We start from the raw sequence: 11,891 nt of genomic DNA on the forward strand, positions 1-11,891 counted from the left end.
GGGGTTTAAGGACAAGACTATTGCTTAGTAATATCAATAATCCCCACATATGCGAACTGGCTACCAGCCCGCACTGAGACGGAAAAGGTAACTTCTGTTACTCCTGTTATTGTATATAAAACTCCATTATCGTCTGTATTATAATCTACATCGTCAGTACCTGCATCAAAATAATTATTCGAGTTAGCACCCTTTGCCGGGTTTGTATGATTTGTTAGCCCGTTTTCATTACCAACATTTGCAGATCTCGAAGTTCCTCCAGCCCGAGCTCCTGTTAGAAAAATGGTGTATGTTTCACCTATATCAAAACCAGAAAATTTCAATCTCATAGGAAGGTTTCCATTACCACTCCATAGAAACCAGCTATCAACCCATGCAGTATTTGGGTACTTGGTTGTGGATGAATTTGCGCCCGTGTCATTACTCCCTTTGCCATCGGCATATCCATTGTCACCTTCTTGCAAAAGTTCCATACTTATTCCACTTGCATTGTTGCTAGTTGTGATTAATTCTCCATAATCTTGTGGAATTTGATCTTCGAAGTTATTCCAGTGGTTCCCGTTTACGTCCGGAGTTCCACTTACTACACTATTTCCACCATCACGGCCTAAATCTACAAGGATCCTCTCCGTTTCATCTACATCATTTACAGAGACAGAAAACGATTCTGAATAAGTACCGAAAGCGGTTGAAACCTGAATCCTACATGAATAACTTGATTTCGTCTCAAAATCAAATACCTCATTTGCTCTAAGATTAGAGCCAGAGATATTAAAAGACGCATTATCAGTATCACCTGAACCTGATATCAAAGAATAAGTAGGGCTGCCATCGCCTGTAAAAGTTAAAGATCCTATTATGTCGTTGATACTATTGTTTTCATTTATAGAATTTGAACTTAATGCTATATCTGAAGGTGGTGTATCAGCAAGGTTATTTATATTTATTGTAAAAGACTTTTCAAAACTTCCACCAAAATTTGAAGATCTAACCCTGATTGAATATGATGTTTTGGATTCATAATCAAAAACCTGTGAAGCTCTTAAACTTTGACCTGAAATATTGAAACTAGCGTTGTCATTGTCTCCCGTACCACTTACAAGTGAATAAGTATTTGGTTCGGAAACATCGCTTGTTAATACTCCTACTACATCATTTATATTATTGCCTTCATTAATCGATGAACTTGATAATAAAATATCTGTTGGCGCATCCTGATCTACGGTTGCAATTGCGTAAACCGTATGTCGTACAATGTATTTTTTTGGATCATAAGGACTTGCAGAGCCATCATTAAACATGAACACCTCGCTTGATGAATCGTAAAGTTCACCCGTACCACCTTGTTTCACTCGAATTTCATAATTCTTAGTCCCGGACAAATGAGGACTTGAAAGGGTTAACTCTAAATTAGAGCCGTTAATCACTCCCGTAAAACTTTCATTTTGTGAATCGGTATCATTCCACAATTGAATCCCAAAATTCCCACTACCTTGAACAGCTCCAGAGGCTCCCAGAACTGGAATAGTAAATTTTGAAACCCCGTCAAAACTAGGAGTTCCAAGCCTTAATTCTTCCCAACCAGAACTAAACAATTCACTATAAATTGACCTGGCAAACATTACCCCCTCATACCTCTCTCCATGAGAGGTAATATGTATATTGTCTCCCTGATAATCTGCTCGGTATCTTGAATGTGAGATATGTACATTACTATATTTTGAAGCCTTCTCATGAAGCTGAATAGAGTAGTCTGGACTACCAACTAACCTTTGTTGATCTGCAAATACATGCACTTGGCTTGTATCCTGTTCACTATGCAAATGAGGTATTACATCTGTTCTAAAGTCATTTATTAAATCAACAAATTGATCACCGTACGGAGTTGGACTGTTATTTCCAGTTCCTCCATGCATCCAAATTAGGTGCACTTTATATTTCCATCCGTTTGAATCGCATATTGTTTTTACCCTTGAAACACTTGAAATTGCTTCCTCAAAAAGTCCGGTTGAACCTCCTTTGCTTAGCTGGGTAATTGTTTTTCCTCCTGATGCATGAATTGTTACTACATACCGGAAATGTTTATTATTTACAAAATCATCTAATTGCTGCCCAAGTGAGGTTGCAATAGTTTCCACATTTGAAGTTGGAGCTGGTCCACCTGTAGAGTTGAACGTGTCACCTTCGGTTAGCTGTACCAAATTACCGGAATTATTGACCTCTAAAGGACCATCTTGCAATGTCAAAACATTACTTACTCCACTTGTTGTTAATGCTGGACTAGAATTATAACCACCAGCTTGACTTTGCCCTAAAACAACAAAGTGGTGTACAGTTATAGCCTTTTTAACTATAACAAACTGAGCCATAACACCAAGACTTAAACTGAGTGCTAAGATTAAAAAAAATAGTCTTTTCATAGCTAGTTAGTTTGTTCGGGGTATAGTGATTGAAACATATCCTGATACACCTGTTGCGATCACCTCCAAAACATCAGTAGCAGCAAAGGAAGTAGAACCAGTTTCACTTGAATTGTTTTTTTCAAATGTTACCGTGCCTGTTCCAGTTTTATAAGTGGTAACTAGGTTGTAAGTAATATTCTCATGAATGGGTATGTAAACGGTTCCATCAGCTTCAAACTGGATGACTAAAGGTTGGTATACATAATTTGAAATCTGAGACCTTGTAATTGTTAAGGCAGAGGCATGCTGGGTTACATTAGACTCAGCAATCCTAGCATCAGCAAAAACACCAGTTGTGATTTTGGTCGTTCCCAAATTAGGTATTTCCGTACTGGTTAAATTGGTTGAAAAAACTCCAGCTGTTAAATCTAAACCTGCACCTGCAGTATATGTGGTATTTTGATCCACATAATTGCTAGAGTGAATTGTGCCTTGTCCGGATTGCGTCCAATCCACACCTCCTCCACCTTCAGAAATTGTTACCCATCCACCATCTTGCCTTCCATACTTATTTCCATCGCTGGGGGCATCTTGGAGATAAATAGAAAGATTTGGTGTATTGGTGAAGTTCGAATAATTTAAATAGAATGCAGGAGCCTGGCCATTTAAAGCCTCAGCATTATCAGCAATCTGATCATTATCCGTATCATAATCAGATTTAAGCATATCTCCAGTACCTCCGCCAACGGAAAGAGCTGTAATTTGAGCCTGCAGTTTTCCAAAGGCTTCCAGGAAATTATCTGAAGATACAATATTGGATGAACTCCCCAGGCTTAAACCTGTTAAAAGTGTCTCCCTTGATCTTTCTGGAGTAAAGTAAAGGTTCCCGTTTTCTGTAATTTGTCCCGTGTTAGTAGGGATGGTTGGACGATTGGTCAGTGTACCATAATCATGTGTATGTCCTACGTCACTTTTTCCTGAAAACAGATTCATTAGATCTATTTGGTTGGAAATATCTCCTGTCACACTTCCCCATGGAACGTCTGCCATTACGTTTGTTCCAATGATCAAGGCTTTACTCACATCTTCAAGCGCATCACCTGAATTGGTTAAAGCAAGTATCTTCCAGAGGGTATTGTTTTGCTCGTTGAGAATTAAAGTGTTTTTTGAGAATGACCTACCTAGTGCGGTTGTAGAATCTGAAACCACTCTTATAGAGATGGGTTTTGTTTGAGCATATCCACTAAGGGATATTACCATTATTAGCAATAGAATTATTCTTTTCATCATGAAGTTATTTGTATAAGTGCAATAAAAATTACTTTCTCTTCCGGGTCCAGATTTGCAGAAAAAACTACTCGGTTATTTTGAATGTCAATGGCATAATCCTCATCCTTAACCAATACAGCCCCATTCCTTACAATTGATAAATCTCCATACTTTGCAAAAGGAATATTGATAAACGATTCTCCTCCAGCTGCTACAAAAATTTGAGTGGATAATCCATAATTAAATACAGCCTCAATTATTTTTAATAGTGCATCACCTACCATCACCTTTGTTATACTTTCTGGTAATTGAGCATCTTTTATTGCTTGTGCCCTTGCATTAAGTTGAGCTTTTGTCTCTGCCATTCTGAACTTTTTTTTGTAAAATTGGTAGGATACCAGGAGAGGTTTAAGGACAAGACCTAAACCTCAAAAATAAAATCAGGAGCAAAATCAGCATGTTTGGTAATGATTTCTGAAGTGACTTTGGCCATCCTAGAATAGACTAATTTGGAAAACCATTTTTTTCTTTTGTGCTTATAACTGCCATCAGTCCTGGAGAAGGCAATGGCCCAGGCTATTCTTTGAAGCTGTGATTCTTTTGGCAATCTGGCCGGTTTTTTCTGATAACCAGGTACATATTTAAAAGCAGATAATCCTTTCTTTTCCACCCACTTTTTAAAGATCTCTCCGGATTGGTTTTGGGTAAAATCCAGTGTTCTTAATTCTCGAAATGAACCATGAGCTTTAAATTCAATTATTGCCTCATGGTACTCCTTTTCTCCCCTCGAAACCAAATCTGTACTAATGGATTTTAATAATTCCCCGGTAATATCCAGCTTATTTTTCTTTACTGCCTGGGCCAATAAAATGGCTGTTTCCTGGAGCCAGTTTTCCAGGGTTAAATCTACATCCTTGTACAGCTCTGGAAGATTCACCTTTTTGGCCATTATTCAGCAGAGACCTCCTGTCCCCCTTTATGATTATCATCCAGTTTGGTGAGTTCGTAATCAATAATGCCAAATTGAATTTCCCTGTCCCAGCCATTTACTTTTTTCACCTGGTAAAGTGGTTCCATTACCTTTTTTCGGTAGGATGGCACTTTGAGTTTTAAAAACATATCATAGGAGATCCTTTTGTCTGATCCTGATGAAAGTTTCCCCTGGGTTTGGATGCCTGCAATACTGGGATCAATGCCATGGGCACTGGCAATGGCCACATTACTTTGCTCATAGAGTTTGACAAAAGCATCATCAAATAGCTCTGGTTTGACCGGCTCTATGTGGATGCCTCCAATTTCTTTTCCCGTATTCTGATCGATCACATATTTAGATACAAAGGCTTTCCCTGCATTTTTAGCTCCGGCCAGAAAACTATTCATTTCATCTCTTAGGTCTGTTTCCGCCTTTTTCATCTTTTCCTCATCATCTGCAAACTGTTTGAAATAGTCCCTGGGGATTTTCACGATCCACCTGATCTGATACATATTATCCATGCCCTTATCATGAAAAACAGGGATTTTATTGGCCATTTTCATCCAGTTCTGACTGCCTATGTAATCAGGTAATCCATAATAATGGCAGCCTGGAAAATACCTTTTTGAATGGCTGATGGTATTGGAATGGGCCAGCGGTTTTTTCGGATCAAAAACCATTATTCTTTTAGCCTCAGCCTCTGTGAAATTCATCCAGTCATTGAGCAAATAATGGCTGACTTTTCGGTTTTTATCCGGCCTTCCAGCTCTGGCCAGACTGGCATCTACATGCTTAATCCTGGCTATTTTCTTTTTTGATTTGGACCTGATTTTTTCATCCCAGATATTGCCTAACCAGCTTAAATCTGTTGCCCTTTTGGTAATAAATTCTTCAATATTATTCTCCTCCAGCCAGTCTTCTATTTCTGGATTTTTTACCCTGATTGGTTTAAATACACCCTCCTCCACTTCTATTTCTTTATAAAGAATCACCTTTTTACCTGAGATAAAATCAATCTTGGTATTGATAATACCAGGAGCAATATTATTTTGTAAGCCCAGCCTGAGCAAATCGGTTGGAAACAAATTATTCTCTCCCCAGGGGACATACCTTAAATGGTGGGTCCTGGTATTTTGAACTTCCAGGAAGTTATGCACCAAATTATCAGGATCCTTTTGGGGATGGTTTCTATCCTTAGTCTCTGAAGTGATCACCATCATGGCCTTGGCCTCTGGTAGGTAGTGCATATTATCTACCTCTTTGATATTCATCAGGCCATATAAACTTTCTTCATTTCTCATTTGTCATGATTTATTTTTATACCATTGATTGCCACCCACAAGTCTGTGGATACTGAAAAGTTTTGCCTGGTTGCCAGGTCAAAGAAACGTACCGTTCGCTGTTGTACATAGTCATAGCGCAGGCGTTTGGCTTGTCTGGTTTCCCTGGTCACTTCTTCTATTTTGTCACTGCCTTCAGGATCTTTTTTGCATACATTTTCTTTCTCTTTAAACTCTCCATCCTGTTTGTAGTAGGCTATGCTGAAGGTATGCAGCCTGCCATTGATGAGTTCGGTATCAGCCAGTCTGATGGCTGCTTTCAATCCTATTTCTTTCATGAGGTAAAGATGAAAAGGATGGGCAATTTCTTTAAGGACAAGCCATGTTGCCATGGCAATATTAAATTGCCATTGCCCTCTCATATTTCATCAAAATGGATTTTGATTGTTGCCTTTTTGTTAATGGGCGGCCTGCTCTCCCCCTTTGTTTTTGTACAATATTGCCTGTTTTGAAAAAAACTAACTTTTTGATCTTCAAAAGTTTAAGCTGATTTTGGGGTTAAAAAAAGTACAAAAGCCCTGTTTTTTTTACCAGAACTCCGGCTTTTCTATTTGGTGATAGCCTGGTTCCACATAATTATGAAGGCAGACATACACCAAATAATCAAAACAATCCGATAAATGGGTGGCTTGTTCCTGGGGTAAATTCTCGTCTTTTTCTGATCTTTTATCTTTTTGGAAGTCGGGAAAAATCGGAGTTTTTTTCAGGTTAGTGGCCAGGTAGGGACATTCCCTGGTATTGATCCTGATCCTGGGGTGGTTTTCATTTTCCTGCAGTAATTTATTAATCACCCTATGCCTGGTAATATGCTCCGGATTATAATTCCAGGCTTTCAGTTCCGGTTGCCAGCCTTTTTGCCTGAGTAACCTTAAAATCAAATCATAGAAGGTTTCTGTGCTATTCGGATTTCTTTTATAGCCATTAGAATCTCCAAAAATCTGCACCCTGGGATTCTCCCAATCTGCAAATTCTCTGTCAAATTGTTCAATTAAATGATCAATAATTTTAGTCCCCTTCACAAAGGATTCTGAAACAATATTCAATCTTTGAGGCAGCAATTGCCCCACAATCATGGAGTTAAACCCGGCATTAAAATCAAAGGAAAGCAGCAAGGGTTTGCTCGCTTCCAGGTCATAAAATTTGGTATATAGTGGATTGGTATAGCCATGTTTCTCTTCATCATAATCCAGGTAATAGGAATTGGGTACTGAATCAGCTTCCTCACACATAATTTCCACATCATACTCCAGCTGGTTCATTTCCCTTTGCCATCTTTCCAATGTGTTCAATCCCAATACTGCCTGATTATCCCAGGAGGTACATTTGGTAAAATACACATCTTTGGGGTATTTGGCCATCAATTGCTCATAGGCCAACAGCCATTTTCCAGAAGACAACCAGGGCATGGAGGTATAAAAACCAATCTGGCCATGAAAGGGATTGCCCGCATAAATATGGTTATTTCCCCTTACTGTGGGCATAATCGCACTGTCATAAATTTCTTTATCCATGCCCATGGCTGCCTCATCTATGTCCAGTCCATCAAAGTTTTTTCCCCTAATGATATCGGCATTATGGCCTTTGGCTGTGCTCACTAAATCAATGGTATAGCCATTATTAAAAGTGATGATATCAGAATAGTCATCTGGTTTTTCCCAGGGTTCCGGCCAATGGGCTGGAGGTCTTTTAAACCTTACAAAATGCCCTTTTTCCCCTTCCTGGTAACCCATACTTTTAATGGCTCTCATCATGGAGGGCACCACATTATTTTTTAAGTGCTGCATGGTCACACTGACCAGGCCATACTTGGCTTTGGGCATGTAGGGAATTCTTACCCCACTATTCCCTCCAATGGTATATGACTTTCCAGAACCCCTGCCCCCAATAAAAACCTTGGACTTTTGTGGAGCCTTGATAAAATCAACCTGTTTAACATTGAAATAAACTGATTTGGTATTAATCATTAGATGGGGGGATTTCTACGGTGGGCACTTCTTCAAATTCATTGCCGGCTGCACTCGGATCTGAAGTGATATTAATCACTGGCATATTGATAATTTTAGCCCCTTCACTATTATTCAGTCCTTTAATGTTGGCAGCTTCCTTTAAGGCAGCTACAGCGGTTTTCATCAGAGCCACATTTTGTTTCTGGCTCATCACTTCATTGTCATTGATCTGGAAGGTATCTGGCAGCAATACTTCTCCATCTTCATTTCCTCTGGCAGTTCGAATACAGATCTCTGCAATTTCTTCCAGTCTGGAAGCATAAAAACTTCTTTCTGCATCCTTATCGGTTACGGTAATTTTGCCATAGATCACATCGGCCTCTCGCATGATCCGGTAGGCCATGGAATAATTTACTCCGGTTTTATCCTCTAAAAGTCTGGCCACTTTTTCTTTATTATAGCCCCTATTTCTCAAATCAATGGCCAGTTTATACCTGCTCCAGGATTCCTGCTGTTTAGCAGTCAGTTCCTTTCCCTTAGAGATTTTTTCAATCAATTTGTCCAGCTTGCTTACCTTTCGAGTAGCTGGATTTTGATTCATAAATGCAATTACATCCTTCATGCACTATTTTTTTCATTCAGGTATTTTTTGAGCAGCAATTCTTCTTTGTCCAGGTCATTTCCATACTTGATTATAAGTCCTGCTTTGCCACTGGCTTTTGCCCTCAAAATTTTGCCTTTTAGTTTGCTGATCCGGCTCCTGGTGTTTCGAATACTTAAATCCAGTTTTTCTGCATCTTTAGGCACTACTTCCAATTGCCTTTCGAATTTTTTAGGCAGTTTGTCATTTCTTTCAAAGTGTTTTTGCAGCCTTTCAATGCCATCTATTTCTGCTTTGAGTTTTAAAATTTCCGCCACTGCTGCTTTGGCTTCTGCTGGTTTTTCTTTTAGGGAAAATAGGGAATTGGAGAGTTTTTTCTTTCCGGCAATCATTCCTGATTTTTTGATGATTAGCTCCTGGAGTTCTTTGGGATATTGGTAAATTTTCCTGGGAGATTTCCCTGGAGTATCCTCTGCAATTTGAGTGTAATTGACAACTGGTTTAAGCTCCGATTTTTCGATCAATACAAAAGGATTGGACAGCAGGGCCTGTAGTTCTCTTTTTAAAATCCTTTCATTTTTCTTGTTTTGTGATCTTTCCAGTTTGGTAATCACATATTTTTTATTTGGCTGATGTTTTTTGAACAAAGCCAAAGCTACATCATAGCTAAAACAAGAAATGCAATCCCTAATTTCAGTAATAGCTTTAATTTTTGTTTCGTTTTTTTTCGGTCTTTTTTCTGCAGTAATTGACTCTGTTTTTTCCTTAACTTTTGCCAGAATTTCCTGGGCAATTTGGCTGGGAGATTTTTCATGAGTGTTAAAGGTCAGGTGATGAGTTTTTTTAGTAAGTTTTTCATCAATATTCCTGATGGCTTCCTCTTTAGTGATTTTATAAGGAAAAGGAATTTCAGGGTAATCAGCTTTTTCTCTTTCCATTAATCTTTCCAATAGCACTTCCCTGGGGCAGTCTAATTTTACAATGAGCAAGGACCCTCCTTTTTTCTCCCATTCCCCATATAAAAAATCAATTTTATCTGAAGTACCAGAGGTTTCCAGGATTACAGGATAATACCTTAATGTATCTTCATGAAGATTCTTATAAGCCAGTTGTTCTCCATCCACTCTCCCATTACCATATATCAGCCTATAGCCATCAATTTCCATGTGAGTATAAACTGGATCCAATTCCTTTATAGCCTGGCAAACCTGACTTTTCCCGGTGCAGATATTGCCAATAATTGAAATCAACTGCTTCATACTATCCAAAATCCGCTTTTGTCTTGATCATTATAAGAGGGCAATTTGTTACTTTCTGGATTGTGGTAACTGCCATTTTCCTTAAATCCTGGGTAATCATCAGCATTGTCCTGCAAAAATTGCTTTAATTGTTCGGTGTAAATTTCTGCTGTTTCCCTGGTGGATTTCCTTAAGTTTTCAATCCTTTTGCCATCGGCTAGAGACCTGTTTCCAGATTGGAATTCCCGGATATATAAACCATCTCCAATAATTTCCACCTGGATAAAGTTTAAGCCTTCCGATATTCCCCAGTAAGCCAGGGCTGGCTGGATTTTCTCCAATAGTTGCCTTTGCATGGCTGATAAGGGAGCAGAAAGTTTAATTTCATCCTGCAAAGCCTGTTTTAAGCTATCAAACTCAGTACTTCCCAAAACTGGTCTGATTTTAAAGTTTTCAGCATTTTTTAAATAGGGCCTGAAGGCCTGGTAAGTTTTAAGGGAGGAAAGTGAGGTGTTAAACCTGGAAAACTCGGTTTTATTCCTAATAAACAAATCCCTTGTTTGGGTAAAGGCCTCTGAGGCCACCCAAATAGGAAAATCATCTGCATTTTTCTCCAGGTATTTTAAGGCCAGATCGGCATATCTATAGCCTTGTTTTTGGTAGGATAATTCTATTTTATTTACTGCCTGGTTGGTGGCCGGTCTGGAGGTATCTGCATCATCAGCATAGCTCTGCTGGATGCCCATTTCACTCACATGCACATTGATATGTGGAGCAGCTTCAAACAAGGTGTAATTTGATAAAGCAGCCTGGAGCAATTTCAATAATTTTAAATCCTTTCCAGCAGTAGTTTCCGCTTCATATTTGGCCAGAGTATCCTCATATTGCTCCTCTCCAATTAATGGAATGATATATTCGGCTGTGGCAACATTTACAAACCGTTTTAAAGAATCAAAATTGTAATTCTTATTAATGGAGGCATGCTCCCTGATCTCTGAAGTTGTTTTTATAATTCCCATAAGGCAATATTGCCTTTTTGTTTGCCGGGATTTAAGGACAAGATATTACGGTTTTAACCTAAAGCTGTTTAAATTTGAAATGCATTCCAATATAGGTTATTAGATGGGAAAACAACAAAAATTTGAAATCATTCTCCAGGAAGGAAAAAGCTTTATTATAAGAAACACCAAACCCAGGTTTAAAGCTGAAATTAAACCCGGATCTGGTGTACATGAATTTTCTTTTGATGGTGAAAAATACCACCTAGAGTTAATTGAATTATTAGATCAGGTCACAAATATTGATTATAGATTGCAAAATGCAGCCAAAAAAGTAAAGAACCTATGGATACAGGAAAAAATTAAATCAGGAAAGTAAATTGCATAAATCTTCTACTTCCTTGCTTTCCAATTTTAAAGTCTTTGATCTAATCTTTTTTGATAGGTTTGACCTATACCGGTTAGCAAATAACTCAATGTCATTTTCATTGTTTTTTTCTGCCAATTGCCTTGCAAACTCTCTTAAATTTATCAAGCTACTATTCAATAATTTTAACCCATCTTTTTTAGTCATCACCTTAAAAACTTTTTTTCTTTAATTCTTTAATTTCCTGATCTGTTTTTTCCAATTCTTCTCCGATTTTGATCACTTCTTTTTGTTGTTCCATGGTTGCACTTAAACCATATTTTTTAGTCAATTCATCAAGTTTTTCAGCAAGTAATATTTTTTTTTCTAATAGCTTTTTTAAGGTTTCCATTTTGAATTTTTTTATGTTAAAAATATAATATACCCCCCTTTTCAGGGGGGATTTGATTAGTTTGAAATTGCCTGGCAAAAATCCTCTATAGTTATATAAGGGATAACAGACCCTTTAATAAAGGGCTTAAAAGCACCTCTATTATAAGCAGCTAATACCAGGTAATAAAAATATTTAGGTAAAAGAATTTCAGGATCAGTAATTATCCCAAAACAATTTGCGGAAGGATCCCACATTGGCTTTCCTGCATTCTCACCTTTTGACTGAATATAGAAGTCAGCTGACCAGGTTTGAGAATTGTTGTGTGATTTGATTATAAACATTTTGTGGTTCGTTTTTCGGCTGGTGATCCCCAGTGTTTTAGTG

At 38.1% G+C, this 11,891-nt stretch carries 13 protein-coding genes; 1 reads left to right on the forward strand and 12 read right to left on the reverse strand.

The annotated features are described in order from the left end of the window. Positions 1-17: 17 nt before the first annotated feature. The 10 genes from A3EM_RS0127160 to A3EM_RS0127205 all read right to left on the reverse strand — a co-directional run bounded on the left by A3EM_RS0127160 (position 18) and on the right by A3EM_RS0127205 (position 10,788). Positions 18-2,246 carry a cadherin repeat domain-containing protein gene (locus A3EM_RS0127160; protein ID WP_169513412.1) on the reverse strand — a complete coding sequence of 743 codons (2,229 nt, stop codon included), beginning with the start codon at positions 2,244-2,246 and terminating at the stop codon, positions 18-20. Between the two features lie 180 nt (positions 2,247-2,426). Next, a complete protein-coding gene (locus A3EM_RS0127165) occupies positions 2,427-3,692 on the reverse strand; it encodes a hypothetical protein (RefSeq protein ID WP_020531401.1) in 1,266 nt (421 codons plus the stop codon). Continuing rightward, positions 3,689-4,036, reverse strand: a complete 348-nt coding sequence (locus tag A3EM_RS0127170) for a hypothetical protein (protein WP_020531402.1) — start codon at positions 4,034-4,036, stop codon at positions 3,689-3,691. Before A3EM_RS0127170 ends, A3EM_RS0127165 begins: the two co-directional genes overlap by 4 nt. 56 nt (positions 4,037-4,092) lie before the next feature. Beyond that, positions 4,093-4,620 carry a hypothetical protein gene (locus A3EM_RS0127175; RefSeq protein WP_020531403.1) on the reverse strand — a complete coding sequence of 176 codons (528 nt, stop codon included), beginning with the start codon at positions 4,618-4,620 and terminating at the stop codon, positions 4,093-4,095. After that, a complete protein-coding gene (locus A3EM_RS0127180; protein ID WP_020531404.1) occupies positions 4,620-5,945 on the reverse strand; it encodes a phage portal family protein in 1,326 nt (441 codons plus the stop codon). Before A3EM_RS0127180 ends, A3EM_RS0127175 begins: the two co-directional genes overlap by 1 nt. After that, positions 5,942-6,346: a hypothetical protein gene (locus tag A3EM_RS0127185; RefSeq protein WP_020531405.1), complete on the reverse strand. Its 405-nt coding sequence runs from the start codon at positions 6,344-6,346 to the stop codon at positions 5,942-5,944. Before A3EM_RS0127185 ends, A3EM_RS0127180 begins: the two co-directional genes overlap by 4 nt. 165 nt (positions 6,347-6,511) lie before the next feature. Next, entirely contained in the window at positions 6,512-7,948 is a 1,437-nt protein-coding gene (locus A3EM_RS0127190; protein WP_020531406.1) for a hypothetical protein, read from the reverse strand. Further along, complete coding sequence (locus A3EM_RS0127195; protein ID WP_020531407.1) at positions 7,941-8,552, reverse strand: hypothetical protein; 612 nt, start codon at positions 8,550-8,552, stop codon at positions 7,941-7,943. Before A3EM_RS0127195 ends, A3EM_RS0127190 begins: the two co-directional genes overlap by 8 nt. After that, positions 8,549-9,790 carry a hypothetical protein gene (locus A3EM_RS0127200; protein ID WP_020531408.1) on the reverse strand — a complete coding sequence of 414 codons (1,242 nt, stop codon included), beginning with the start codon at positions 9,788-9,790 and terminating at the stop codon, positions 8,549-8,551. Before A3EM_RS0127200 ends, A3EM_RS0127195 begins: the two co-directional genes overlap by 4 nt. After that, a complete protein-coding gene (locus A3EM_RS0127205; protein WP_020531409.1) occupies positions 9,787-10,788 on the reverse strand; it encodes a DUF6712 family protein in 1,002 nt (333 codons plus the stop codon). Before A3EM_RS0127205 ends, A3EM_RS0127200 begins: the two co-directional genes overlap by 4 nt. A 103-nt stretch (positions 10,789-10,891) precedes the next feature. Between A3EM_RS0127205 and A3EM_RS0127210 the strand changes: the two genes are divergently transcribed. Next, the gene (locus A3EM_RS0127210; protein ID WP_020531410.1) at positions 10,892-11,146 is read left to right on the forward strand and encodes a hypothetical protein; all 255 of its coding nucleotides are present in this window, start codon (positions 10,892-10,894) and stop codon (positions 11,144-11,146) included. Between the two features lie 199 nt (positions 11,147-11,345). On the opposite strand, the gene A3EM_RS0127220 is transcribed toward A3EM_RS0127210, so the two are convergent. Both A3EM_RS0127220 and A3EM_RS43825 read right to left on the reverse strand, forming a co-directional pair. Beyond that, positions 11,346-11,525 carry a hypothetical protein gene (locus A3EM_RS0127220; RefSeq protein ID WP_157638112.1) on the reverse strand — a complete coding sequence of 60 codons (180 nt, stop codon included), beginning with the start codon at positions 11,523-11,525 and terminating at the stop codon, positions 11,346-11,348. Positions 11,526-11,581: 56 nt separating this feature from the next. Beyond that, positions 11,582-11,848 carry a DUF6943 family protein gene (locus A3EM_RS43825; protein WP_020531413.1) on the reverse strand — a complete coding sequence of 89 codons (267 nt, stop codon included), beginning with the start codon at positions 11,846-11,848 and terminating at the stop codon, positions 11,582-11,584. Positions 11,849-11,891 lie beyond the last annotated feature (43 nt).

This window comes from Flexithrix dorotheae DSM 6795 (assembly GCF_000379765.1).
In the GTDB taxonomy this organism is placed as follows: Bacteria; Bacteroidota; Bacteroidia; order Cytophagales; family Flammeovirgaceae; genus Flexithrix; species Flexithrix dorotheae.

Coding starts and splice junctions, on each gene's coding strand:
- A3EM_RS0127170 (WP_020531402.1), bottom strand. CDS start 4,036: ATGGCAGAGACAAAAGCTCAACTTAATGCAAGGGCACAAGCAATAAAA.
- A3EM_RS0127175 (WP_020531403.1), bottom strand. CDS start 4,620: ATGGCCAAAAAGGTGAATCTTCCAGAGCTGTACAAGGATGTAGATTTA.
- A3EM_RS0127205 (WP_020531409.1), bottom strand. CDS start 10,788: ATGGGAATTATAAAAACAACTTCAGAGATCAGGGAGCATGCCTCCATT.
- A3EM_RS0127195 (WP_020531407.1), bottom strand. CDS start 8,552: ATGAAGGATGTAATTGCATTTATGAATCAAAATCCAGCTACTCGAAAG.
- A3EM_RS0127190 (WP_020531406.1), bottom strand. CDS start 7,948: ATGATTAATACCAAATCAGTTTATTTCAATGTTAAACAGGTTGATTTT.
- A3EM_RS0127220 (WP_157638112.1), bottom strand. CDS start 11,525: ATGGAAACCTTAAAAAAGCTATTAGAAAAAAAAATATTACTTGCTGAA.
- A3EM_RS0127185 (WP_020531405.1), bottom strand. CDS start 6,346: ATGAGAGGGCAATGGCAATTTAATATTGCCATGGCAACATGGCTTGTC.
- A3EM_RS0127165 (WP_020531401.1), bottom strand. CDS start 3,692: ATGATGAAAAGAATAATTCTATTGCTAATAATGGTAATATCCCTTAGT.
- A3EM_RS0127180 (WP_020531404.1), bottom strand. CDS start 5,945: ATGAGAAATGAAGAAAGTTTATATGGCCTGATGAATATCAAAGAGGTA.
- A3EM_RS43825 (WP_020531413.1), bottom strand. CDS start 11,848: ATGTTTATAATCAAATCACACAACAATTCTCAAACCTGGTCAGCTGAC.
- A3EM_RS0127200 (WP_020531408.1), bottom strand. CDS start 9,790: ATGAAGCAGTTGATTTCAATTATTGGCAATATCTGCACCGGGAAAAGT.
- A3EM_RS0127210 (WP_020531410.1), top strand. CDS start 10,892: ATGGGAAAACAACAAAAATTTGAAATCATTCTCCAGGAAGGAAAAAGC.